Here is a 24,689-nt window from a genome sequence, read left to right as displayed (position 1 = left end):
TTACTTATTATGTTTAAATATGACTTCTTTTTAAAACAAACTTTTTATTTTGCTCTTCTACCATTTTTTCAAAAACAGCTCTTATGTTTTTATATTCAATTGCGGGATAGGTTGTAGCAGTGGTCTGAAATTTACTTGCCATAGTAAGCGTCTTTTTTTCAACATCATAATTGTAAGTATTGGAGAAAGACATATTGTTGTCAAATTTTATACTGTATGATTTGGGGAAATCATCAATACTGTAATTTTCAGGTAACTGGAAATTGTATATCAAAGTCTGGTCTTCATTGTAATCCAATTCGACTGGTAAATTTCTTTCTATTGCGGTGAAAGGATTTTTTGTATAAAATTTCGAGAGATAAGGGGTTATATAAAACGTTGAAACAGCAGTATCTAATTTAATGACTCCTTCATAGTGCATGGTAATAGGTTCGTCAGGATTATTGAAATTCTTAATCGACAAAGTTCCCGGAGTAACGGATATCATACTTTCTGCCAAAGATTGTATTAATTTATTTTTGGCATCAGTCGAATCGCCTTTTGCGTCTTTACGCATGTCCATGCTTTTAAAAATGCCAAGTTTTACGTCAACCTTTGCAGAGAGGCTATTATTCTCAACAGGTTTGATACTTACTAAAGTAGTAGTCTTGTCTTTTATTTCATCCGGCGATAGGTTTATAGCATCTCCGGTTTCGTTTACAATTCTTGCATAACCATTGTAGCATTCAGGTTTTAATGTGCCGAAAGGAAGATTATAAGCAGTAGCGTCTAATAAGTAAGTCTTGTTGTTCCCGTCTTTAAAATAACCCACTAAATAATTCAGATCATAAGGACTCGGGTAAAGACTGGAAAGTCTTTCGTTCGATTTAGTGCTCAGCACAACAGGATCGCAGTCAAGCCCTGCCTTTTTCATCATAGCTATCATCAGCATATTGATTCCAAAAACATCTCCTTTGCCATTTCTGAAAACAGATTTTATGTTATCATCATCGTTATGGACCATGCTAAAATGTAGTTTAACATAATTACAAATGGATTTTGCCTTTTCAATATCAGATGCAGCGGATTTAGTAATTTCATTTACTTTGTCATCGAGAAAATTGTTTGGACTGAAAACCTGACCGATGTATTCCTTGTTATCATAAAGAAATTTCTTGCTGAAATCTGTCCAGTTATTGAAAAGTTTATACTTGCTCCCATTGCTTAAATAAACACTTGTTATCATCACTTTGATGCGTTCCATAAAATTATCCTTTCCGCTTGAAAAAGGTTCTTTGACAAATGCAGGAATATTCTTCGTTGCCCATGCCATGTAAGAGCCCGTTGATTCATACTTCTCCGTAAACTGACACGCATCACAGGTCTCAAGTTCTTTTTCTTTAGAAGCCTCCTTGAACACTTTTCCGGATCTTAATATACTGTTGCACGAAAATGTACCTGGCAGCCGTACCGAATATTTTGAATACAAGGTGGGATACAGATTTTGAAAAGGCCATTCCGGAACTGAAACAGCCGAAGATTTGTGGAATTTGTATGAATAGTGAATGATGCTGCCTTTCTTTACGCCCGGGATATTAAATTTAATAACCTTTAGCTTATCATCAATTTTATCCTTCAATATATTGTCACTTTCCAGCTTGGTTCTTTCAATCTTTCCTCCGTTAAGATTAAAACTTTCGGCGGAGATGCCGGTAATCACCATATTCTCACGACGGGGAATTGTAACTTCCGCCAGATGTTCAATGGCTTCATCGCTTAATAGCTTCGCAACGATTTCATATTTATAATCATAGTGATCATCTTCAAAGTAAACGCTTCCTTCTTCAAACAGTATAATTGCTTTTGCATCAGAATCTATTTCATAGCGTGTTTTTTCAAGCTCTTTCTTTAGAAATGACTCGTCTTTAAGGTTTATGCCTGATTGAGCAAAAAGCACTGAAGAAAAAAGAGTCAGGGAAACTGTTGATAGGGTTTTCATTGGGTTTATATTTATTTTGCCGCGCAAATATCTATTGTTCTTTTGTTTTTACAATAGCAATTTTTTGTGATTGTTCCCCGACTATTTTACTGTAAAACATCCGGATACTCTCGTATGCGCTGGCAGGATATGTCGACTCGATATTTTGAAAACGGTTAGTTACATTCAAAGTATTGGTTGTTGTATCATACGCATACATGCTTTTGAATGTCATGTGCCCCATTTCGTCAATTTTATATACTGTAGATTTAGGATAATCATCTACTATATATCCTTTAGGTAACTCCAATGAAAACACGTAGCTCTTATCATCTAAATAATCCATTTCAATAGGGTGGGTTCTCTCGCTTGCAGAAAAAGGATTTGACTCAAAAAACTTATCAAAAAAAGGATTCAGGTATATAGTTTGATTGTCTTCTAAATCCAACGTTGCTTCAACATGGATTTTTAAAGCAGTGTCAGGTGTGTTAAGATTGTTTACCCGCAAATCGGTAAGTGTAAATCCTGATGATGTTTTGTTCAGGCTTTCCATAATTGCCAGGCGAATTTTAGACGTATCTGCAAACATTTTTTCTCTGAACTCGTATGCTTCATAATTACCCGGCCTGGCGTCAAGTTTCATTATTAATTGATTAGGCTTGCTGCCGGGCTTTAAAGTGACTATTGTGGTAGATTTTTCTGTTATGTCATTAGGATTCAATTCAATGCCTTTACTTGTTGCATCAATCAGCATTGCATAGCCATTATAGTTATTGGGCAGTACATATGCAAAAGGCAAATGCTTTTGAGATGCATCAAGATAGATTGGTTTATGATCTGCCTGTACACATATAATTATGTCATTAGCATTTTCAGTATCAGGAAAATAGGCGTTTAACCGTTCTCCCGGTTTTGAATTAAGAAGTACGGGATTGGAAGAAAGTCCTGCCTTTCTAAGCATGGCAGCCAGCAATAAGTTTATTTGATTTTCGGAACCAACTCTGTCTTTAAATATAGTTCTGAGGTCAAAATCCTTATTGGTATGTTTTATATTAAAACTGTCGCGGACAAAGCTATAGATTGCCTGGGCTTTCATGATGTCCGTCGTTTTACCTGCAATTAATTCATCCACTTTATCACTCAGGAACCCGTTGCCTTTAAATACTTGTCCTATATAATCTGAGTTTCCGTATAGAAACGTTTTTGCATAGTTTTCCCATGAATCTCCATAGCCTCTTTCTACGCCATTTATTATCACCGATTTTATCTGTATCCTGATACGCTCTTTATAATTTTCTTCAGATGCTATCATAGGCTCTGCTTTGAAAGCCGGTACATTTCTTCTTACCCAAAGCGTATGGATTCCGCGTCCGCCTAAATCTTCTACCCATGTTCCGGCACTGCAGGTATCCAATTGATCTTTGTATTTTGCGCGGAACAAAGGATTATCCACCCGTTCCAGCTTATCGTATTTCAGATAGGTTGGTAAATTAAGGTCATATGATTCATACAAAATGGGGTAATCTTCCTGTAAGTAGTAATCCGGTACTAAGAGCCAATTAGGTCTTGTTGTTTTATAGGAATAGTGTATAACTGAACCTTTTTTTACAGATGGCAGGTTGAATTTATATACATCTATCCCTTCTGTGAAATTTTCACGGAGTATATCTTCTCCTTCTATTTTTTGTTTTACAACAGCTCCGTTTTCTAAATTGTAAGTTTCAGCGCTTATTTTCCCTATAACAGAATATCTCGTTTTAATTATTCCATCAACCAGGCTTAGTTTCGATGCTGCTTCATCACTGAGTATCTTGGCAACAAAATCAACATAATATTCAAATGAACCATTTAAAATCTCAGTTTCTACCTTCTTGTAAAGAATCACAGCCTTAGCATTTGCGTCTATGTCGAATTTTTCTTGTTTTAAAATTTCGATTAACTGCGCTTCATTTTTTATGTTAGGTATTTCCTGAGAACGGGCTGCTAATGAGCTGATTAGGGTGATAGTAAGGGCTAATAAAATCTTTTTCACGATTATTTTATGTTGTTTTGGCTGCAATAATAATATAAAAAAATAATTTTTGTTAATTATTTTTTGGAAACGATGTCTTCTGTCTTGTAAGCGTTATTAGAGACACAGCACACATTAACATTCAATAAAGCGTTAATCACCGAAAAATATCTGATTTAAAAGCAGAAATCCTTACCTTCGCATTATTATTAATTAATTTAAACCTTTTTTAATGGCTATTTTATCAATCAACCCAACGATGTTATTATCAATGCCGGGCGGTATGGAATGGGTGTGGATCTTATTGGTGGTTGTAGTTTTGTTTGGTGGTAAAAAAATTCCTGAATTAGCCAAAGGTATTGGCAAAGGCATCCGTGAGTTTAACGATGCTAAAGATGGTATTAAAAAAGAAATAGAAACAGGCATGAAGGAAAATCCTTCTTCAAATTCCAACCAACCTCAATCCAACGCTTAATTCTTAATTGATTTTTGTGTTTTCTGTTTTAGCATTAGCAAAATAAAAAGTTTTTATTATTTTGTGAAGCCGCTTTGTCTGAAATCATTTTTCTGACATACGAAATAAACAGCCGGTTTTTCAAAGATTAATCCGGTTGCATGTGTCACCGCTAAAAATTATACTTAGCCCATGCAATGGAAATTAGTTTTCTATTCAGTTTTATTGGTAAGTCCTTTGACTTTATGTGCTCAGGGCCCTCGTGTCAATTTAAATACAGATGGCAGGAAAATTGCCATGAATGATAACGATGGTGCCAGAAGGCCTGTAGCCATGGATAGCATTGCTCCTAAAGCGATGCCATTTGTGTTGGATGGCAGTGATAAGGTTATAAAAATAACCGGATCCGAGTCTAAAAAGGGTACTGTAAACCAATCCTCTTCTAACAAACCTAATGTTATCCAAAATCAGAATCGTCTTGACGATAGATTAGTGGAAACGAACGACAGGTTTAAACAAGTGCCTTTAGCCGGAGAGACCGACTATTTCGGAAACATGAACAACTATATGATTGATTATGTGAAAGGATATATGTCGCATTTTGGAGGCAGATTAAATGTTGTCAATGATCGCGGACTTTCAACTTTTGAAACGATGGAACGTGTGTTAAAGTCACATTCCATTCCAAAAGAATTGAAATATCTTGCTGTTATCGAATCTGCCCTTAATAAAAATGCCCGATCTCCTGTTGGTGCTGTCGGTTATTGGCAATTTATGGCTCCGACCGCAAGGCTTATGGGTTTAACTGTCAGCGGCCGTCGTGATGAAAGGACCGATTTGGTTAAATCGACGCATGCTGCTGCAAAATACCTGAGTTATCTGTACGATCAGCTTGATGATTGGTTATTGGTTATAGCTGCTTATAATAGTGGTCCACGTCCGGTAATAAACGCAATGAAAAAAACCGGTGAAGATGATTTCTGGTCTATAAAGAAATATTTGCCTAAAGAGACACAAAACCACGTTCTGGCATTTGTAGCAACCGCAACTATAATGGAAAGACTGAATCATTTCCTGTTGCCCGGTTTACCAAGCAATTTTGATTGGACTTCGCTAAACGTAACCAGCGCATCCATAGCAAAAGCTAAAAAACCTGCGAATCCTTTATTGTCGAAGTTTACAGAAGCTGAAGTAAAGCAAATGGCTATTGTAAGAATTAAAAAACCATTGGATCTGGAGGTTGTATCAGCCATGTTGAATATTGACCGCAGGCAATTGGGAAGATGGAACTACGATTATTTCGATTATTTGTCTGAATACAAAACAGGTAATCTTTATAATTTCCGTATTCCTAAAGATAAATTAGATGTTTTCCTTGAAAAATTAGGCGCTTTGGAACGCGCTTCGCAGAATATGCAGATGTAGAAAAAAAAGTTTTAAAATTAATAAACTTTCCATACCTTTGCAGTCCTTAATAAAAATGAACAAAAGATAATAGTAAAAAATGGCAAATCATAAAGCTACCAAAAAAGATGCTCGTCAAGCCTTAAAGCGTCGTGATCGTAATCGTTATTATGGTAAAACTACCCGTAACGCTATCCGTGAAATGTTGAAAATTACTGAAAAAGACGCCGCTACAGAGCAACTTCCTAAAGTAATTTCTATGATTGACAAATTGGCTAAACGCAATGTTATTCATAAAAATAAAGCAAGCAATCTTAAATCTCAATTGGCAAAGAAAGTAGCTGTTTTAGCTTAATTCTTATTTAGTCGAAACAAAATATTAAAGCAGTAACCGGAATATGGTTGCTGCTTTTGTGCTTTTATTCAACATGGAATTTATGCCGGCATTTGATAAAGTAATGATCGGAGCAGTTTATACTGATTTCTTAATTGTAAAAGAATCTGTTTATGATTTATGTGGTTTTAACTGCACCCATTTTCAATCTGAAACAGAGAGCAAAGCATATCAGGCCTGTAGTTTCAAGCTTAATCACTCTTTGATAATATATAGAACTGCCAAAATCACACCAAAGAAGATAGGTCAGTTTGTAGCATTATGGAAAAGAGATACAACAGGATGCACTATGCCATTTGAGTTATCAGATGCTTTTGAACTTATAGTTATAAATGCCAGAGATAAAGCGCATTTCGGACAATTTATACTCCCCAAGGCTATATTAGAGGCCAAAGGAATAATTTCATCCCAGAAAGAGGGGAAAAGAGGTATAAGGGTATATCCGCCATGGGAAGATGCTGATAATAAGCAAGCTCGGAAGACACAACAATGGCAGTTAGATTATTTCCTGGATATTCCAATAAATGGTGAAGCGGTAGATATAGAAAGGGCAGTAAAACTATACCAAAGTTAATTGAAGTCGTTATTGTTTAGCCTTGGATAGCTGAAGCAATAATATTTTCAGCAGCAGTTTTCCGCTATTTCGTTTTTAAATAACAGTAAGAAAGAGAATAATGCAACTGCAAAAGGCCTTGTGATTTCACAAGGCCTTCTAAATTTATTTTCAGAACGTAAATTACTTCGCTTTAGCGACAGTAGCTTGTTTCTTTTCTTTAATACGGGCTGATTTACCGAAACGCTCACGTTGGTAGTACAGTTTCGCACGACGAACACGGCCACGTTTGTTAAGAACGATAGACTCGATGTTTGGTGAGAAAAGAGGGAACAAACGCTCAACGCCTACACCGTCAGAAATCTTACGAACAGTGAAAGTTTGAGTTGCGCCCTGACCTTGACGTTTAATAACATCACCTTTGAATGATTGAATACGCTCTTTGGCACCTTCAACGATTCTGTAATTTACAGTGATATTATCTCCGGCTTTGAAAACCGGCATTTCTTTTTTGGTATTAAATTGCTCGTGTACGAATGCAATAGCTTCCATTGTAATGATTTTTACTAATATGATTGAATAGCGCCCGCCTTTACGAGCATTGCTAAAGTTTATTTTACTTCAGCTACCAATTTGCTAAAGCTTTCCGGCTGATTCATAGCCAGGTCTGCTAAAACTTTACGGTTAAGGGTAATACCTTTTTGGCTCAAAAGGTGCATAAATTTAGAATAGCTTAAACCTTCTTCACGAACTGCAGCGTTAATACGTGCGATCCACAATGTGCGGTATTCGCGTTTCTTTAATTTGCGGCCTACATATTTGTATCCAAGGCCTTTCTCTAATACGTTTTTGGCTACCGTATAGACGTTTTTGCGTTTGCCGTAGAAACCTTTCGCTTGCTTAAGGATTTTTTTTCTTCTTGCACGCGATGCAACAGCGTTTACTGAACGTGGCATAAATTGTTGTTATTTTTTTAAATGAAATTAATTTTTTGTTGATTTTGATAATAAGCACTTAAGCTTATCTCATGTTCAACATTCTCTTTACTAAAGGCAGGTTTGCACTGTGTACAAATACAGAACCATCAAGGCTACGACGACGCTTAGCAGATTTCTTTGTCAAAAGGTGTTTTCTGAACGCTTTACGACGAGTAATCTTACCGGTACCAGTAACTTTGAAGGTCTTTTTAGCCCTTGAGTGTGTTTTTACTTTCGGCATGTTATTTTTAATTTGGGTGGCAAAGGTAATCAAAATATTTAATGAAAAATGAAAAATTCAAAAATATTTAAGGATAGGTAGCTTTTCTGTATTACACGGTACTTTCCATTAGTAATTTTTCAATTGTAGCATCCCAATAATTCAAAAGACGTGCAACCGCACGTCTTTTGAATACAATATCTGATATCTAACGTCTGAAATCTACTCCACCGTAACAGATTTCGCCAGATTTCTTGGCTGATCCACATTTGTACCCCTCATCAATGCGATATGATAAGACAACAATTGTAATGGAACTACCGTCAATAACGGGCTCAATATTTCTTCAGTTTGAGGAATGGCAATAGTATAATCGGCCAAAGCAGCAATTTCAGTATCGCCTTCGTTTACGATTGCAATTACTTTACCGCTTCTTGCTTTTACTTCCATGATGTTGGACACAATCTTTTCATGTGCACTGTCATTTGTTGCCAAAACAACAACCGGCATCTGCTCGTCAATTAAAGCAATAGGGCCATGTTTCATTTCAGCAGCGGGATAACCTTCAGCATGGATATAAGAAATTTCTTTCAATTTCAAAGCTCCTTCCAAAGCAACCGGATAATTCACACCGCGGCCCAAATACAAGAAATTGGTAGCATCTTTAAACACTTCAGCAATTTCCTGGATTTGTGCATCCAGTTTCAATGTTTCCTTAATCTTGTTCGGGATGTTTTTCAATTCAAACAAAACCTGACGCAGATAAGAAGTAGTAATAGTTCCTTTATGTTCGGCTATTTGTAAAGCCAGTAAAGTAAGAATTACGACTTGTGTAGAGAATGCCTTTGTAGATGCAACGCCAATTTCAGGGCCGGCATGTGTATATGACCCAGCGTGTGTAGCGCGGGCAATGGAAGAACCAATGACGTTACATATGCCATATATCAACGCCTGGCGTTCTTTCGCAATCTCAATAGCAGCAAGCGTATCAGCGGTTTCTCCTGATTGGGAAATAGCAATCACGATATCGTTTTCGCTGATAATCGGATTTCTATAACGGAACTCGGAAGCATATTCTACCTCCACCGGAACCCGTGACAATTCTTCTATTAAATATTCGCCCAGCAAACCGGCATGGTAAGATGTACCACAAGCTGTGATAATGAATCTTTTTGCAGAATTTATCTTGTTGATATATTCAGAAACGCCACCTAATTTAATCCAGCCGTCTTCCGCGCTCATTCTGCCTCTTACAGCATCTTCCAAAACTTTTGGTTGCTCATAAATTTCTTTCAGCATGAAATGATCGAAGCCGCCTTTTTCTATGGCTTCAAGACTCATTTCCAGTTCTTCAATAAAAGGTGTTTTTTCAATATTACCCAATGTCTTCACCATTATATCGCCATTCCTGCGCATTATAACATATTCCTGGTCATCAAGGTAAATGACATTCTTGGTGAATTCAATAATCGGTGAGGCATCAGAAGCTACGAAAAACTCATCTTTACCAACACCTACAACCAAAGGACTTCCTTTTCGGGCAGCAATTAAAGTATCTGTATCCTGATTATCCAGCACCACGATTGCATAGGCACCAATAACTTCATTTAAGGCTATTCTTACAGCATCTTCCAATGCTATTTCTTCTTTTACAAATATTTCTTCAATCAGGTTCACCAATACTTCCGTATCTGTATCAGATTTGAAAGTATAGCCACGTTGTTTCAATTGTTCCTTCAGTGAAGCATAGTTTTCAATAATACCATTATGTACCAATGCAAATCTGCCGGAATTAGAAACATGCGGGTGGGCATTCGTATCGTTGGGAACACCATGTGTGGCCCAGCGTGTGTGGCCAATTCCGATATTACCCAGTACATTGTTTGATTCTGCGAAATCCTGGAGAACTTTTACTTTACCCGCTTTCTTATATAAATTAAAGCAATCGTTTTCAATCATCACAACGCCGGCGCTGTCATAACCGCGATACTCCAATCTTTGTAAGCCCTTGATAAGAATAGGGTAAGCTTCCTTGTTGCCTATATAGGCCGTAATTCCACACATGTTTTTAGTGTTTAGTTGTTTGTTAGGTTATGTTTTGCTATTCTTTTCCAAATAATAAAATGGCCCCTGAATGAAGGACCATTTTTTATATAAGGATAATTTAAATAAAGATAAAAATTACCCTTTCTATTATTTCAAAATTTGAAAAGAACGTTCCGTTTGAGAGGTCAAAAATAAACAATGAAATGATGTTATTTCAATTTCACCGAAAAATTAATTTGACGAACGGAACCTATACTTAATCTTCTGTAAGATTTTGGTACAAATCGAACAAAGGATCAATATTTTCCATCCAGTCGGGATTGTAAGGAATTAACTTTTTGCCTTTGGCGGCTTTTACTTCAGCCAAAATATCTTTATCTAAATCCTCCTGCCCCTGAATTACATAATCAGCATATTTACAGGCTCCTGCTGTCAAAGCTTCATTATTTGCACCTGCAAACAGTTCTACATCTTTTTCTTTCAGCGCAGCACTATTCAGTATTTTCTTTACAAAATCATCACCGAAATTTTCAGGGAATTGCGGATTCTGAGCTGTAAATATAGACTTGGAATGAACAAAAACAGGTTCTTTCTTATAAGCTGTTTTTAAAAACATAGGAATCAAAGAAGTCATCCAGCCATGGCAATGAATAACTTCAGGCGGCCAGCCAAACTTCTTAACAATTTCCAATGCGCTTTTGCAGAAGAAAATCAAACGTTCGGCATTATCATCATGGAAAAGTTCCTGTTCATCCCTGAATACTGTTTTTCTCTTGAAGAAATCTTCATTATCCATGAAATAAACCTGCAAACGTGCATTAGGCAAAGAAGCTACTTTAATTAATAAAGGATGATCTTCCTTATCAACTACTACATTAATACCGGAAAGGCGAACTACTTCATGTAAACGGTGTCTGCGCTCATTGATAATTCCAAATCTTGGCATAATAACCCTTATCTCCATTCCGGAGTCAAAAGTCTTAACCGATAATTTGTTTAGAATGGTAGCAAAATCCGTAATTTCAAGATATGGCGACAGTTCGTTGGTAATAATTAATATGCGCTTTTTACTTTGTACTGACATTGAACAATTGAGTTGTTTCCTAATGAAATTTTGTTTGAAAAAACATTTTTCCTAATTTGGCAAAATGCTTTCTTTTTCTTTTTAATTTGTTAAAAATTAGTGCGCGCTTCTGATAAATATCAGGTACTTATTTTTTTCTAAAAATTATTCCAGAAAGATAAAAATACCGTCAAATTCACGTAGGTTTGGCCGCAAAGGTACGTAATATTTGTAAAATACAGCCAATCTGTATTTTACAAGCTCGTTTTTGCATATTTATATCAAAAATCCTACATAATAACATGCTTATTTTTAAAAGTATAGGCCAAATTCAATCTTATCTTAAGTCTGCCGGTTTAGAAGGAACGAAAATTGGTTTTGTGCCAACAATGGGTGCTTTACATGAAGGTCATATTTCACTTATAAAAGCCGCCCAAAAGGAAAATAAGATTACAGTCTGCAGCATATTTGTAAATCCTACTCAGTTTAATAACCCTTCCGATTTAGAAAAATATCCGAGGACCACAGAAAAAGACATCGAATTGTTACACGATAATTGTTGTGATGTTTTGTTCCTTCCTGACGTCGAAGAAATGTATCCTGACGGGCAGATTTTGGAGAAGCAATATGATTTAGGGTTTGTGGAAACAATATTGGAAGGCGCTTCCCGCCCCGGACATTTTCAGGGTGTGGCACAAGTGGTGGAAAAACTACTGGATATAATCAAGCCCGATAATCTTTATATGGGACAAAAAGATTATCAGCAAATAGCAATTGTAAGACGTTTATTGAAATTAATGAATACTAACATTCAATTGAAAACCATAGCCACAACACGTGAACCTGATGGTTTGGCCATGAGTTCACGTAATAAAAGGTTGACAGAACCGCAAAGAAATATTGCAGGATTGATTTATCAATGTCTCGTATCGATTCAAACCAAAGAAGGGCTCCAGCATTTCTCAATAGTTAAAAAAGAATGTGAAGACATTCTGGCGAAAAAAGGATTCAAACCTGATTATGTGGCCTTAGCGGATGCAGAAACCCTGGAGCCTTTAGAGGATTATGTGAAAGACAGAAACACGGTTGCACTTATTGCCGCTTTTATTGGCGATGTCAGATTGATTGATAATTTGCTTCTGAACTGATTTGAAATATTTTAATTCTATAAAAGCATTATATAGAGCGTAAAGTTTCTTTGAGAATAATTATTGAGAAAAGCTAATAATTTTGGTATTAGGTAAGATTATTTAGAAAATAAGGCTTACATTTGCAATCCGAAAATTAATTATTTACCCAAAAACAATTTCCATTTCTATGGCGGTTAAAATCAGAATGCAACGCCACGGGTCTAAGAAACGCCCGTTTTATTTTATCGTAGCTGCTAACAGCACATCACCTCGTGACGGTAAATTCATTGAAAAATTAGGTACTTACAATCCATTGACTGTTCCTGCTACTATCCGTATCAACAACGAAAGAGCATTGGATTGGTTGAACAAAGGTGCGCAACCAACTAATACAGTTCGCCGTATCCTTTCTTTCAAAGGCGTATTGTACATGAAACACCTTATGCGTGGTGTATCTCTTGGTTTGTTTGACGAAAAAGCAGCCAACGAAAAATTTGAACAATGGAATGCTGAACACGAGCAATTGGTTGCAAAACGTGAAGAAGCGCATCGTAAGAACAAACAAGAAAAACGTCATAGCGTAAGTCAGACTTCTGTACGTTTAGTAGAAGAAAAACAAGCTGCTAAAGTTGCCGCTACTGCTCCTGTTGAAGAAGCACCTGCTGCTGATACTGAAACTGCAACTGAAGAAAATCAAGAAGGATAATATTCCTCTATTGAATAAAAAATTGAAAAGAGATGCTTTAAAGCATCTCTTTTTTTGTGCTTATTTTTACAAATTAATATCGCAATACCGGGTTTATCATGATTAATTACAATAACAAAACTTTCAGGCCGGTTTCAAATACTGAAAATGGTGAAACATCAGAAGCTACAGTATTTTTATACAAGCAGGAAGGCAATATCATTACTTCAAATTATAGCGGCGGCAAAATTTATTCCGGACACCTGATAGGATTGGTTGATGATAATGGTGTTATAAGAATGAGTTACCATCAGATAAATGACAGATACGAACTAATGACAGGCATTTGCACCTCAACGCCCGAAATACTGTCGAATGGCAAAATCAGACTTCATGAGGTTTGGCAATGGACATCGGGAGATGAAAGTAAAGGACAGTCTATTATTGAAGAGCAATAAACACTTCTTTAAGCAATTTTTGATTGAACTTATGGACGGAAAAATTATTGATAAGCAAACGGCAAAGCATTATTTCTGGGGAGATAATTGTGATAGCTGGATTTTGGCAGACATGGAAAGCTTATCTGTTAAGCAGGAAAGCATGCCTGAAGGAACACGTGAAAAGTTACATTTTCATACCGAAGCGCAGCAGTTTTTCTTTATTCTGAAAGGTGCTGCCACATTTTATATTGATGATAAAAAAATGATGGTTGCAGAAAAAGAAGGAATACTGATTAAAGCTAAAGCTCAACATTACATTGCAAATGAAACTACGGACAGGATTGAGTTCCTTGTTATCTCACAGCCTTCCACCAATAATGACAGAATTACCATTGAACAATAAGAGTAATGAATTTTATAAAAAATAGGAACGTCGGATTTTTTCCGGCGTTCCTGAATACAATCTTTTACGTATGTGATACCTTATTGCCCCCAGGTTGAAGGAGACAATCTCCATTGTTTCAATTTATCTAATGCTTCTTCCCGGATGATATTTTGCGAAACACCAACTTCAACCAAAGCATCGTAATTACTTAAAGTAATTAATTTCACGTTTGCTTTTTCAAAAGCTTCTGCAGCTTGCGGAAAACCATAAGTGAACAAAGCGCACATACCAATAACATCGGCACCTGCAGCACGTAATGCTTCTACTGCTTCGAGGCTGCTCATACCTGTTGAAACCAAATCTTCTATAACCACTACTTTTTGTCCTTCCGTCAACACACCTTCAATCTGATTGGTAAGACCATGACCTTTAGGTTTGTTTCTTACATAAATGAAAGGTAAACGCAGAAGGTCGGCAGCCAGTGCTCCATGCGGTATTCCGGCAGTGGCTACACCTGCAAGCGATTCCGCTTCAGGGAAATGGTCCATAATAGTATTGGCCAGTTCGCTTTTTACATAATCTCTTACATGGGGAAAACTTAACAATTTCCTATTGTCGCAATAAACAGGTGATTTCCAGCCGGAAGCCCATGTGAAAGGCGTGTCGGGACTGATTTTCAGTGCTTTTATCTGAAGTAGTTTTTCGGCAAAAATGGATGCTGTGCTCATGAAGCGCAAAACTACGGCAGTTATTTTGATTCCAAAAGGTTATTGTAGTTTTTTTTACTTAGCCATTGTCTATCTTCGTTGTATAAAATCTTTACCGTCAAACTCTGCTTATGTTTTTTGAAAGAAAAATCTATATCAATAATCGTCCTTTGATTCTTACCAATTCTTTTGAAAATTATATTGGCAAACATCCCATTGCAGGTGGTTATCTGATGATGACAGGCGCTTTTGCGCGTAATTTCAGGCTGGCTCAGGAACACCTGAAACAGCCTCGTAGCCTGGGCGTTATTATTGAAGACATTTCTATCGATGCTTTGATTAAGCAACTTGCAGAAACCTTCGAACCTATTGAAGCTGCGGGCGGCGTTGTCAGCAACCCCGACGGTGGCGTTCTGATGATATACAGAAGAGGAAAATGGGATTTACCAAAAGGAAAAAGAGATGATGGTGAAGGTATTGAAGCCTGTGCAGAACGTGAAGTAATTGAAGAAACAGGTTTACCAAAACTTACAATGGGCGAAAAGATCTGTGAGACTTATCATGTTTATTCCCAAAACGGAACGGAGCTTTTAAAGACCACACACTGGTATCAGATGCGCACCAAGAAGGCCTATGAATTAACACCTCAGAAGGAAGAAAATATTCTGGAAGCAAGATGGGTGGCCGAGAAAAAAATAGGTAATTATATGACGCAGTCTTATGATGCCATCAAAGAAATTTTACTGGAAGCAGGAAAGAAATGGTAGCAATGATTGTTGAATGGCTTAATTGCTGAATAGTTTCTTATAAAACAATTAAACCATTCAACCATAAAATTACCACTTCACTTCTTCCGGAATAAACATGTTTACATTTCCTCCGTTACGGATTACGTCCCTCACCAAAGTAGAAGATACTGTAGAAAATTCAGGAGAGCTTGTAAGGAAAACCGTTTCCAGACCGGGTTCCAGCATGCGGTTCATATCGGCAATTGCCTTTTCGTATTCAAAATCGCTTACATAACGTACACCGCGAAGAATAAACCTGGCATTGATTTTTTTGCAAAAATTCACAGTCAACCCTTCGTAAGCCGCTACTTCAATGCGTGCATCATCTTTGAAGATTTCCCTTATCCATTCCACTCTTTGTTCCGGCTGAAACATAGGTTGTTTGCCCGAATTGACACCTACGCCGATTACCAATTTATCGAACAAAGCAATAGAACGGTTTATGATATCGACATGTCCTTTCGTAATAGGATCAAAAGAACCAGGGAATAAGCAAATGCGCTGCATAAAGGATTTGTTTATAATGAAATGCAAGGTAAAGGATTCTTTTGAAAATTGACAACAGATATAGCCCGGTTTATCATGCAATAATATGTCCCGATGGTTTTGTAATATTGAGGCTCAAAATAGTGTAGGTATGGCAACAATGATTAAATGCCCGAATTGTGGTAATGAATTTCCTTTAGATGATGCGCTTCGGTTGGAATTGAATGAAAATCTTGAGAAAGAGAAGCAGGACTTGCGCAAAAAAATGGAAGATTATAAGAAACAAAGAGATGTGGATGTTGAAAAGAAAAACGAGGAAATAAGGAAAAAAGAAGAAGAACATAAAAGATTGGCAGACCAGCAAGAGCAGGCTTTTCAGCAAAGAATGGAGCAGCAGCTAAAATTACAGCAGCAAGAGCAGGAGACTCTTTTAAGACGGAAATTAACCGCAGACTTTGAGAACCAAATTACTTTATTGAAACAGTCGGATGCTGAACAAAAAGAAAAACTGCAGGAGGCGAGAAAAAAAGAACTTGAATTTTTGCAGAAAGTAGAGGCGTTGAAAAGTAAAGAGGCAGAGCTGGAGCTGAATCTGCAAAGACAGCTGATAGCCGAATCAGAAAAGATTAAAGAGCAAATAAAAGCAGAGCAGGCAGAACGTTTGCAGATGAAAGAGCAGGAGTTTCAATTGCGCACCAGAGAACTGGAAAAGCAAATTGATGACCAGAAGAAACTCGTTGATGAAATGAAGCGCAAAGCAGAGCAGGGTAGTATGCAGATGCAAGGCGAAGTGCAGGAGCTGTTGTTGGAAGAATTGTTGCAGTCTACTTTCCCTTTTGATTTACTGACACCTGTTGGTAAAGGCGTTCGTGGTGCAGATTGCATCCAGTTAGTTCGCAATAATTTTGGTAATGAAGCCGGTAAGATTATTTACGAAAGCAAACGCACCAAAGACTTTGCGAACGATTGGATTGAAAAGCTCAAAGCCGATATGCGTCAGTTAGGCGCTGATGTTGCTGTAATAGTTACACAAGCAATGCCAAAAGATATGGATAGATTCGGGGAAAAGGAAGGTGTATATATATGTACTTTTTCGGAGGTCAGAAGTGTGGCTTTGCTTTTAAGAAACGGATTATTAAAAGTATCGGATGTACGCAAAAGCGGCGAAAACAAAGGTGATAAAATGGTGATGTTGTATGATTACCTCACTGGCCATGAATTCAGTGAGCAATGGAAGGCCATCAGAGAAGGTTTTATGAGCATGAAGTTAAGCATTCAGAAAGAAAGGGATGCTATGGAGCGACTTTGGAAATCAAGGGAAAAGCAGTTAGAAAAAGTACTATTGAATGCTGCACACATACGTGGTTCCGTTGAAGGGATTGCCGGTTCCGACTCTGTGAACCTGAACTTATTGGATGAAGGCGATATTGAGTTGTTGGATTGATAATTTCTGACAAAAACATTTTTCGTAAATTGCATTTGAAATATTTTAGTGATGATTACAGAAATAGAACAATTGGAAGAAAACGGTATTTATTCTTATGCCGATTATCTTACATGGAGATTGAAGGAACGGCTGGAGCTGATTAAAGGGAAAATAATGAAGATGAGTCCTGCTCCGGGCACTTATCACCAAAGAGTTTCTTTGAGATTAACGAATGCGCTTTCAAGTCAATTTGAGGAAAATGCCTGTGAATTGTTTGTAGCACCATTTGATGTACGTCTGCTTGATAAAAGAAAGACTGATTCAGATAACGACATATATACTGTTGTGCAACCTGATTTATGTATAATTTGTGACCCTGCAAAGATTGATGAAAAAGGTTGTATTGGTGCTCCGGATTTGATAATTGAATTACTCTCTCCCGGTAATAGCAACAAAGAAATGCGCATCAAATTCGACCTGTATGAGGAAGCAGGAGTGAAGGAATATTGGATGGTAAATTTGAATGAAAAATGTGTATTTCGTTACAGTTTAATAGAAGACCGTTTTGTAGGGTTACAGCCCGTTATTGAAACCGATATCTTGACAAGTCCATTATTCCCCGATTTAAAACTTGATTTGAAAAACATTTTTGTTTCATAAGTAAAATGCCAATCTCAATAAGATTGGCATTTTACTTAATTATATAAATAATTGTCAATCCTTATTTCCAAAAAAAGAAAACAAAGTAGTACCGTAATTCTTGACCTTTATGAAATTGGGATGATCTTCGTAATTGTTTCTGGGCGTATGTTCCAGGATAAAAACACCCTCAGGCTTCACTAAGTTTCTTTCAAAAATAATATCCGGTATTTCATCAATCTCTACTAAAGCATAAGGAGGGCCGGCAAATATAAAGTCATATTGATCTATACAGGTTTTAAGAAACTTAAAAACTTCCGATTGAATCAGTCTGATATTTGAAAACCCGAATTCTGCTGCCGTTTTCTTTATAAAAGCAGACATGTTCTTATCACGTTCTATAATAGTCAGGTCTGCTGCGCCGCGCGATGCCAGTTCGTAGCTGATGCTGCCCGTTCCTCCAAAAATATCCAATGACTGTATCCCTTCAAAATCAATCATGTTTTGAAGAATATTGAAAAGACCCTCTTTCGCTATATCCGTTGTAGGCCTGGTATAAGGCATTTTGGAAGGAGGATTGAACCTTCTGCCGCCATGGGTGCCGCCTATGATGCGCATGTTATTAATTTACTTAGAAGCGTAAAAGATGAAAATTGCTCCGAACCCGGAACCGACATTTTTGGATAAAATGCTTTCAGTTCATGGCATGTTTCTTCAGATACACAAAAACCTGAAACCGAAACCTTTAAATCTTCCTGTCCTATTTTATAATCCTGACAGATAGATGCAATCTTATAAACCAGATTATGGATATCTTCTGCAGATGTGATTTGATGCGCAATTAATTTGCCTTTCTGATGAATAGTCAATGCTGCCGTTTCATTCATAAAAACAATATCAACAGTATTGCTGTCTGCTAAAACACCTTGCTGTAAAACCATTCCTGAAAACGATTCTATCTTAGCTTCCGGGAAGTTTTTATTCAGCAACGCAATCAAATCATTTGAAACAGGATAGGCAATGCTCAAAGCATCAGGCTGCTTTACAGTGGTAGTTCTTATGCTCTCGCCCGCTGCAATAAAATGAAATTTTTCCAGCCAGATCTTCGCCGCATCTTCCGAGAACAAATGCTGCGGTATAAGTATGTTTCTTGATTCTGCAATCCAGACATGCGTTACAGGCTGCGGCCCCGCCACCAAAGGCTCATTCATGAAAATAGATTCTATTGCATGGATATTGTCTTTGGCGAAAGTATAAACCTTGGTTGTCAGCACATTTCCATCAATTCCGTAACCGGCAATGCCCAGGCCCTGGTCCCAGATTAAAAGGTGTAAAGTCTCAATATTGGTCAATGGGTCATCATGCATATTGAAATGCTGAACCGGCTGTAATCTTTCCTCTCTGATTAATGACATATTTCCTTTTGGAAGGTTTTGACAAAATATCACAAAAATTGTGTGGACGCAAAATTAATAGAATATTTTTGTTCGCGATTAAATATTCGATATCCGTCCCTCATGCAATACCAGGTAAGTAATCGTCAGATATTAAAGCTGGCTGCACCCATTTCACTTTCAATACTGATCCCGCAAGTCAGTTTTATGGCAAATGCCGTATTCCTGGGGCGCCTGGGCAAAATGGAACTGGTGGTGAACGGACTTACCAGTATTTTTTATTTATTGCTGACCTATGTTGGCTTCGGCTTAAGCAACGGCATCCTGGTTTTACTTTCAAGAAGGGTGGGAGCGCGCGATATAAAAGGCCTGTGCCGCACTTTTGCCAATAGTATCCTGTTATCTGTAGCGATGGCTGCCTGTATCATTTTGCTGACCATCTGGCTTGCGCCCGTTTTATTTATCCATACCATTCACGAAGAAGCCATTTATTTTAAAACGATCGACTATCTCTTTCTCCGTATGTGGGGCTTGCCCTTTCTGATGCTGACACAATTAGTAAACGTTTTTTTCATATCTATCGGTCGCTCCCGTTATCTGATTTATGGTGCATTAACGGCAAACCTGATAAACATCTTTCTGGATTATGCATTGATTTTCGGGAAACTCGGTTTCCCTTCAATGGGATTGAAAGGCGCTGCTGTAGCCTCCATTATTGCAGAAGTTGTGTTTTGTATTGTGATGTACATCCTGTTTTTCAACAGAAAAAATTACAGGAAATATCCTGTGCTGCAATACCTCAAGTTTGACTGGGCTATTACCAGACAAATGATGAAAGTATCGTCGCCATTAATTGTCCAGTATTTATTCGGCATCGGTGGCTGGCAGTTATTTTATATTTATGTCGAGCATCTGGGCGTTACGCAATTGGCTGCATCACACATTCTGCGCAGTGTTCTGGGCATTGTAAGCATTGGCACATGGGCCCTCGCATCCACCTGCAACTCTATGGTAAGCAACCTGATGGGGCAGGGCAAGCCTGATATGGTCATAAAGCTGGTCCGGAAGATTATGACAATCAGCATCCTTTATACTCTCTGCATTTCGTTCTTTCTTTTTGTTTTTCCGCATACCTTCCTGCGGTTTTATACAGATAAACCCGAGATTGTTTCCATGGGCATCCTGAGTCTGCGCGTATTGGCATTGTCCTCGTTGATAATGAGCCTTGCCACTATTTGTTTCAATGCCGTGGTAGGTTCCGGCAATACCTTGGTGAATTTAGGCATCGAGCTTTTTTGTGTGGCCGCTTATGTAGTGTATGTCACCATTGTGATCGAAAAATGGCGGATGCCGCTTCATTACGGTTGGGCTTCCGAATTTGTTTATTGGGGTTGCTTGCTCATGGTTTCCGGCATCTATTTGTGGTCGGGCAAATGGAAAAATAAAGTTATCTGAAAAAATAAACATCAAACATGGAACCTTTAATCGATTTTGAAATTCATGCTGCCGGCGCTATTTCGGGTACATGTATAAATAGAGGCCTGCACACATTTTCAGCTGCTGCAAGATTTATAAAGGCCTTGCCTTATGGCCGCAATGCTGATAAGCTAAACCTTAGCACAGTCTTTACCGATAATTGCGGCACCTGCAGCACAAAGCATGCCTTGCTGAAATTGCTTGCCACTGAAAACGGATTTAAAGACCTGCAATTAACCATGGGGCTTTTTAGGATGAATGGCAGGAATACGCCAAAAGTTGCCACAAGGCTATTACAGAACGGCCTCGAATACATTCCCGAAGCACATTGTTACCTGAAATATGGCAATGAAATAATGGATTTCACCAAATACAATGCATCACCTGCAGATTTTGTAAATGATTTGATGGAAGAAGTAGCAATAACACCGGCGCAGATAACCGATTTCAAGGTGGATTATCATAAAAACTATCTGAAGCAATGGCTTACGGAAAACGCTGCTGTCAATCTTACTTTAGAACAGCTTTGGAAGATAAGAGAAGCCTGTATTCAGGATCTATCGGCTTAACAGCAAAGGAGTCAGGCTTTAAAAACCTGACTCCTTTGTTTTAAATAACTGATTTGTAAATTAATCTGCTTTCACAGCTTCTGCCACAGCATTCATTCTTCTTTCTTTACGTTGCTCTTCCAGTTCCTCTTCCCTTGCCTGGTCTTTGTCGTAAGCCTTAATAACTTCCCTTACAAGACGGTGCCTTACCACATCGCTGCCTGTTAATTCAATATGTGCAATGCCCTGAATGTTTTTCAGAATTCTTGTTGCCTTTATCAGGCCCGATTTCTGGTTTTTAGGCAAATCCACCTGCGACATATCGCCCGTAATAATGGCTTTTGCTGAAGGCCCTATACGCGTCAGGAACATTTTCAATTGCAAGTCAGTCGTGTTCTGCGCTTCATCCAGAATGATGAAAGCATTGTCCAGCGTACGTCCGCGCATGTAGGCCAATGGCGCAATTTCAATAATGCGGTTTGCCATGAAATAATTCAGCTTATCGGCAGGAATCATATCGTCCAGCGCATCATACAAGGGGCGTAAGTACGGATCAATTTTTTCTTTCAGGTCACCGGGCAGGAACCCAAGGCTTTCGCCAGCTTCCACCGCAGGACGCGTAAGGATAATCTTTTTAACCGCCTTGTTCTTTAAAGCCCTTACAGCAAGCGCAACCGCCGTATAAGTTTTACCTGTACCTGCCGGCCCTATTGCAAAAATGATGTCATTCTTTTCCGATACCGCAACCATTTTTTTCTGATTGGCAGTTTTAGCCCTGATGACTTTTCCGTTAGGGCCAAAAACCAATACATCGTTTCCGTCAATGATATTGGCATTCTCGCCTGAACCGTCACCGTTTTCGTCTTCAGAATCGCCTAATATTTGTGCAAAGTAATTTTCCGAAAGATGTCCGTTTCTTTCCAGATATTTTATAATAAGATCAATTTTTTCGCGCGCGGCTTCTACTTCTTCCGGTTTTCCCGCAAGTTTTATTTGCGTACCGCGTGATAATATTTTTAAGTTGGAGAATTTTTTCTTCAGAATGTCGAATTTACTGTTGTTCACTCCAAAGAATTCAATAGGATTCACTGTTTCGAGGTTAATAATGCTTTCTGTCAAGGTCTGTTAGTTTTAGATACATTAAAAGAACATGATAATTTCCATAAGGCTTTCAAGCCTGTGATGTGACCTAAAGTTATGGATAAAATCATTCCGTGTTTATATTATTTCTTAGTTAAAACAGTTATCAACCTTTTTGGTTTTTTATGTGGAAAAATAATTTAATCTTCGCAATCCACCTTATGGGTTTTTGGTAAATGAATGAATATGATGTTGTAATTGCCGGTTCGGGACTTGGAGGATTGCTGAGCGCTGTAATGCTTGCCAAAGAAGGCATGCGCGTTGCGGTAATAGAACAGCATAAGCAGATTGGAGGTTGCCTTCAGACTTTTTCGTTCCGGAAAAAAATATTTGACAGCTGCGTTCATTACATCGGCGCATTAGACAAAGGCCAGACCCAATACCGCATATTCAGCTACGCCGGAATTATGCCGGATCTAAAACTGAAACGTTTGAACCGGGATGGCTTTGATACAGTTTTGTTTGACGACGATGCCGGCAGCTATCCTTTAGCCCAGGGAATTGAGCATTTTAAAGCTTCCCTGTCTTCTTATTTTAAAGATTCGAAAGAAGAACTGGATGCATATCTGAAAGTTATGCAGGATACCTGCAATAGTTTTCCCCTGTATAATCTGAGGAATGGCGATGCCAGTGAGAAAGCAGGCGTATCAGGTCTTTCGCTGGATGATGTTATGTTGCAGATAAAAGACGAAAAGCTCAGGAACGTGCTTTTGGGCAATAGCCTTTTGTATGCCGGTTCCCATAGCACTACGCCCTTTTATGTGCATGCGCTGGTAAGCAAAAGCTATCTGGACAGCGCCTATAAATGTGAAGGCGGCAGTTCGCAGATTTCTAAATTATTATGGAAACAATTGCAAAGCCTGGGCGGCGTGGTTTACCGCAATGAAAAAATTCTAAAGCTCATTGAAAAAGATGGACGGATTGTGGAGGCTGTAGCTGAAAATGGCAATCGTTATACCGGCAGGCATTTTATCGCCAATATGCACCCCGCCACTGTAATGAATCTGATTGAATCGAAGATGATAAAGCCCGTTTACAGAAACAGGATAAAAGGTGCAGTCAATTCCATCTCGGCCTTTATGATGAATATTGTTTTAAAGCCGGGAACGGTTGTTCATCCCGACCGTAATTATTATTGGAACAGGAGCGGCGACAGCCTTGCAGCTATCCATTACAGGCCCGAAGAATGGCCGGCCAACTACGCGCTGTATTTTAATGAAGATAAGCATTGCCCCGGTTTTGCAGAGACCGTTTCCATCCTTACCTATATGCATGTGGATGAGATGAAACAATGGGAAAATACAACAAACAGTGCAGCCAAGCCTGAAAAGAGAACGCGCGGTTATGAACTGTTTAAAAACCAGAAAGCACATTTATTATTAGGACATGTGGCTAAACGGTTTCCCGAAATAAAAGAAAATTTACTTAGCTTTCAGACCGCATCGCCGCTTACTTTCCGCGATTATATGGGTTCTCCCGACGGCAGTATTTACGGAATTATGGCGGATGTGAAACATGCAGAAAAGACAAGCATACCTTTCAGGACAAAAATCCCTAATCTTATGCTGGTCGGACAAAACATAGGACTGCATGGAGTTTTGGGCGTGAGTATCAATGCCATTGCAGTATGCGGTGAATTAATCGGCCTGGATTATTTATTGGAAAAAATTAATAAAACTTCTGTATGAATATCGAAACCATCAGAGCTTATTGTCTGGAAAAAGAAGCTGCGGAAGAAGGCTTTCCTTTCGGCGAGGAAACATTGGTATTTAAAGTGGGCGGCAAAATATTCCTGTTGCTGAGCCTCGACGCCATGCCTACGCAATTCAATGCCAAATGCGATCCTGACGAGGCATTGGAACTAAGGGAGCAATATGATTGCATTGTTCCGGGATATCACATGAATAAGAAGCACTGGAATACGGTTATTGTGGATGGAACATTATCAGCATCATTAATAAAATCATTGATTGATGCTTCTTACGATTTGGTGAAACCAAAAGTGAAGAAGAAGTAACTTACCTGAGCAATAGGAAATGGACTTTCTTGTGTTTTTCTTCCGAAAGTATTAAAGACTTGTTGGTGAAAACACCAACAAGGGCGGAAGGTGAAGAAGAAAGGCGCCTGAGTTTCAAAAATATCGTCACTCTGCAAATTATCTTATCCGACCATTAGCGTAAAGTATAAATGTCCCACACTTCATTAGTGTGGGACATTTGTGCTTTAAGTTTTAGGGTGCGTATTTTTTCGACGTTCTCAGGAAATAGGGCTACGTTCTCAAGAAATATTTATAAGATAATCTCTTTATAGTATTTTTGCGCGCTTTGTAAGAATGTTAATAATATTATAAATCAATACAAATAGCG

At 38.2% G+C, this 24,689-nt stretch carries 27 protein-coding genes; 15 read left to right on the top strand and 12 right to left on the bottom strand.

Going from position 1 to position 24,689, the window contains the following annotated elements; translation table 11 throughout:
* Positions 1 to 13: 13 nt before the first annotated feature.
* Complete coding sequence (locus F0919_RS03260) at positions 14 to 1,978, bottom strand: DUF3857 domain-containing protein (RefSeq protein WP_150031279.1); 1,965 nt, start codon at positions 1,976 to 1,978, stop codon at positions 14 to 16.
* A 31-nt stretch (positions 1,979 to 2,009) separates the two neighbouring features.
* Positions 2,010 to 3,989: a DUF3857 domain-containing protein gene (locus tag F0919_RS03255; protein WP_150031278.1), complete on the bottom strand. Its 1,980-nt coding sequence runs from the start codon at positions 3,987 to 3,989 to the stop codon at positions 2,010 to 2,012.
* Between the two features lie 211 nt (positions 3,990 to 4,200).
* Here F0919_RS03255 and F0919_RS03250 point away from each other — a divergent pair, with 211 nt between their 5' ends.
* The 4 genes from F0919_RS03250 (at position 4,201) to F0919_RS03235 (ending at position 6,794) form a co-directional block, all read left to right on the top strand.
* Positions 4,201 to 4,443, top strand: a complete 243-nt coding sequence (locus F0919_RS03250; protein WP_235903447.1) for a Sec-independent protein translocase subunit TatA/TatB — start codon at positions 4,201 to 4,203, stop codon at positions 4,441 to 4,443.
* 171 nt (positions 4,444 to 4,614) lie between these two features.
* A complete protein-coding gene (locus F0919_RS03245) occupies positions 4,615 to 5,847 on the top strand; it encodes a lytic transglycosylase domain-containing protein (protein ID WP_235903446.1) in 1,233 nt (410 codons plus the stop codon).
* Between the two features lie 79 nt (positions 5,848 to 5,926).
* Positions 5,927 to 6,181 carry a 30S ribosomal protein S20 gene (rpsT, locus tag F0919_RS03240; protein WP_150031277.1) on the top strand — a complete coding sequence of 85 codons (255 nt, stop codon included), beginning with the start codon at positions 5,927 to 5,929 and terminating at the stop codon, positions 6,179 to 6,181.
* A 43-nt stretch (positions 6,182 to 6,224) separates the two neighbouring features.
* On the top strand, positions 6,225 to 6,794 hold the full coding sequence (locus F0919_RS03235; RefSeq protein ID WP_216629361.1) for a MepB family protein: 570 nt from the start codon (positions 6,225 to 6,227) through the stop codon (positions 6,792 to 6,794).
* A gap of 162 nt (positions 6,795 to 6,956) precedes the next feature.
* Here F0919_RS03235 and rplS read toward each other — a convergent pair whose 3' ends face one another.
* The 5 genes from rplS to F0919_RS03210 form a co-directional block, all read right to left on the bottom strand.
* A complete protein-coding gene (gene rplS, locus F0919_RS03230) occupies positions 6,957 to 7,325 on the bottom strand; it encodes a 50S ribosomal protein L19 (RefSeq protein ID WP_150031275.1) in 369 nt (122 codons plus the stop codon).
* A 59-nt stretch (positions 7,326 to 7,384) separates the two neighbouring features.
* Positions 7,385 to 7,729: a 50S ribosomal protein L20 gene (gene rplT, locus F0919_RS03225; RefSeq protein WP_150031274.1), complete on the bottom strand. Its 345-nt coding sequence runs from the start codon at positions 7,727 to 7,729 to the stop codon at positions 7,385 to 7,387.
* Between the two features lie 64 nt (positions 7,730 to 7,793).
* Complete coding sequence (rpmI, locus tag F0919_RS03220) at positions 7,794 to 7,991, bottom strand: 50S ribosomal protein L35 (RefSeq protein WP_150031273.1); 198 nt, start codon at positions 7,989 to 7,991, stop codon at positions 7,794 to 7,796.
* A gap of 201 nt (positions 7,992 to 8,192) precedes the next feature.
* A complete protein-coding gene (gene glmS / locus F0919_RS03215; RefSeq protein WP_150031272.1) occupies positions 8,193 to 10,034 on the bottom strand; it encodes a glutamine--fructose-6-phosphate transaminase (isomerizing) in 1,842 nt (613 codons plus the stop codon).
* 238 nt (positions 10,035 to 10,272) lie between these two features.
* Positions 10,273 to 11,100, bottom strand: a complete 828-nt coding sequence (locus tag F0919_RS03210; RefSeq protein WP_150031271.1) for a glycogen/starch synthase — start codon at positions 11,098 to 11,100, stop codon at positions 10,273 to 10,275.
* Positions 11,101 to 11,381: 281 nt separating this feature from the next.
* Here F0919_RS03210 and panC point away from each other — a divergent pair, with 281 nt between their 5' ends.
* The 4 genes from panC (at position 11,382) to F0919_RS03190 (ending at position 13,737) form a co-directional block, all read left to right on the top strand.
* On the top strand, positions 11,382 to 12,227 hold the full coding sequence (gene panC, locus F0919_RS03205; protein WP_150031270.1) for a pantoate--beta-alanine ligase: 846 nt from the start codon (positions 11,382 to 11,384) through the stop codon (positions 12,225 to 12,227).
* Between the two features lie 169 nt (positions 12,228 to 12,396).
* Positions 12,397 to 12,915 (top strand): 30S ribosomal protein S16, encoded by a 519-nt coding sequence (gene rpsP, locus F0919_RS18760; RefSeq protein WP_150031269.1) that lies wholly within the window; start codon positions 12,397 to 12,399, stop codon positions 12,913 to 12,915.
* 98 nt (positions 12,916 to 13,013) lie between these two features.
* The gene (locus tag F0919_RS03195) at positions 13,014 to 13,352 is read left to right on the top strand and encodes a n-acetylglutamate synthase (protein ID WP_150031268.1); all 339 of its coding nucleotides are present in this window, start codon (positions 13,014 to 13,016) and stop codon (positions 13,350 to 13,352) included.
* A gap of 31 nt (positions 13,353 to 13,383) precedes the next feature.
* Positions 13,384 to 13,737: a cupin domain-containing protein gene (locus F0919_RS03190; RefSeq protein WP_150031267.1), complete on the top strand. Its 354-nt coding sequence runs from the start codon at positions 13,384 to 13,386 to the stop codon at positions 13,735 to 13,737.
* Between the two features lie 80 nt (positions 13,738 to 13,817).
* Here F0919_RS03190 and pyrE read toward each other — a convergent pair whose 3' ends face one another.
* Positions 13,818 to 14,447 (bottom strand): orotate phosphoribosyltransferase, encoded by a 630-nt coding sequence (gene pyrE, locus F0919_RS03185; protein WP_150031266.1) that lies wholly within the window; start codon positions 14,445 to 14,447, stop codon positions 13,818 to 13,820.
* Between the two features lie 110 nt (positions 14,448 to 14,557).
* Between pyrE and F0919_RS03180 the strand changes: the two genes are divergently transcribed.
* Positions 14,558 to 15,193: an NUDIX hydrolase gene (locus tag F0919_RS03180; RefSeq protein WP_150031265.1), complete on the top strand. Its 636-nt coding sequence runs from the start codon at positions 14,558 to 14,560 to the stop codon at positions 15,191 to 15,193.
* Positions 15,194 to 15,262: 69 nt separating this feature from the next.
* Here the strand turns inward: F0919_RS03180 and coaD are convergent, their stop codons facing one another.
* Positions 15,263 to 15,721: a pantetheine-phosphate adenylyltransferase gene (coaD, locus tag F0919_RS03175; protein ID WP_150031264.1), complete on the bottom strand. Its 459-nt coding sequence runs from the start codon at positions 15,719 to 15,721 to the stop codon at positions 15,263 to 15,265.
* 130 nt (positions 15,722 to 15,851) lie between these two features.
* Here coaD and F0919_RS03170 point away from each other — a divergent pair, with 130 nt between their 5' ends.
* Together F0919_RS03170 and F0919_RS03165 are read left to right on the top strand one after the other, a co-directional pair.
* On the top strand, positions 15,852 to 17,144 hold the full coding sequence (locus tag F0919_RS03170) for a DUF2130 domain-containing protein (protein WP_150031263.1): 1,293 nt from the start codon (positions 15,852 to 15,854) through the stop codon (positions 17,142 to 17,144).
* A 51-nt stretch (positions 17,145 to 17,195) separates the two neighbouring features.
* Complete coding sequence (locus tag F0919_RS03165) at positions 17,196 to 17,786, top strand: Uma2 family endonuclease (protein ID WP_150031262.1); 591 nt, start codon at positions 17,196 to 17,198, stop codon at positions 17,784 to 17,786.
* Positions 17,787 to 17,840: 54 nt separating this feature from the next.
* Here the strand turns inward: F0919_RS03165 and F0919_RS03160 are convergent, their stop codons facing one another.
* Both F0919_RS03160 and F0919_RS03155 read right to left on the bottom strand, forming a co-directional pair.
* The gene (locus tag F0919_RS03160; RefSeq protein WP_150031261.1) at positions 17,841 to 18,383 is read right to left on the bottom strand and encodes an RsmD family RNA methyltransferase; all 543 of its coding nucleotides are present in this window, start codon (positions 18,381 to 18,383) and stop codon (positions 17,841 to 17,843) included.
* Positions 18,371 to 19,180, bottom strand: a complete 810-nt coding sequence (locus F0919_RS03155; RefSeq protein ID WP_150031260.1) for a DUF3822 family protein — start codon at positions 19,178 to 19,180, stop codon at positions 18,371 to 18,373. The genes F0919_RS03160 and F0919_RS03155 overlap by 13 nt, the downstream gene beginning before the upstream one ends.
* A gap of 102 nt (positions 19,181 to 19,282) precedes the next feature.
* Here F0919_RS03155 and F0919_RS03150 point away from each other — a divergent pair, with 102 nt between their 5' ends.
* Both F0919_RS03150 and F0919_RS03145 read left to right on the top strand, forming a co-directional pair.
* Positions 19,283 to 20,614 (top strand): MATE family efflux transporter, encoded by a 1,332-nt coding sequence (locus F0919_RS03150; protein ID WP_150031259.1) that lies wholly within the window; start codon positions 19,283 to 19,285, stop codon positions 20,612 to 20,614.
* 17 nt (positions 20,615 to 20,631) lie between these two features.
* Positions 20,632 to 21,204, top strand: coding sequence for a hypothetical protein (locus F0919_RS03145; protein ID WP_150031258.1), 573 nt, complete (start codon positions 20,632 to 20,634; stop codon positions 21,202 to 21,204).
* A 60-nt stretch (positions 21,205 to 21,264) separates the two neighbouring features.
* Here the strand turns inward: F0919_RS03145 and F0919_RS03140 are convergent, their stop codons facing one another.
* Positions 21,265 to 22,302 (bottom strand): PhoH family protein, encoded by a 1,038-nt coding sequence (locus tag F0919_RS03140; protein WP_150031257.1) that lies wholly within the window; start codon positions 22,300 to 22,302, stop codon positions 21,265 to 21,267.
* 197 nt (positions 22,303 to 22,499) lie between these two features.
* Between F0919_RS03140 and F0919_RS03135 the strand changes: the two genes are divergently transcribed.
* Together F0919_RS03135 and F0919_RS03130 are read left to right on the top strand one after the other, a co-directional pair.
* Positions 22,500 to 24,011, top strand: coding sequence for a phytoene desaturase family protein (locus tag F0919_RS03135; RefSeq protein WP_150031256.1), 1,512 nt, complete (start codon positions 22,500 to 22,502; stop codon positions 24,009 to 24,011).
* Positions 24,008 to 24,340 (top strand): MmcQ/YjbR family DNA-binding protein, encoded by a 333-nt coding sequence (locus F0919_RS03130; protein ID WP_150031255.1) that lies wholly within the window; start codon positions 24,008 to 24,010, stop codon positions 24,338 to 24,340. Before F0919_RS03135 ends, F0919_RS03130 begins: the two co-directional genes overlap by 4 nt.
* Positions 24,341 to 24,689: the final 349 nt, after the last annotated feature.

The sequence above is a fragment of the Taibaiella lutea genome (assembly GCF_008629695.1).
GTDB classification, from domain to species: Bacteria; Bacteroidota; Bacteroidia; order Chitinophagales; family Chitinophagaceae; genus Taibaiella; species Taibaiella lutea.
Note: the sequence above shows the minus strand (reverse complement) of the source record. Positions and strands in the feature narration are given on the sequence as shown.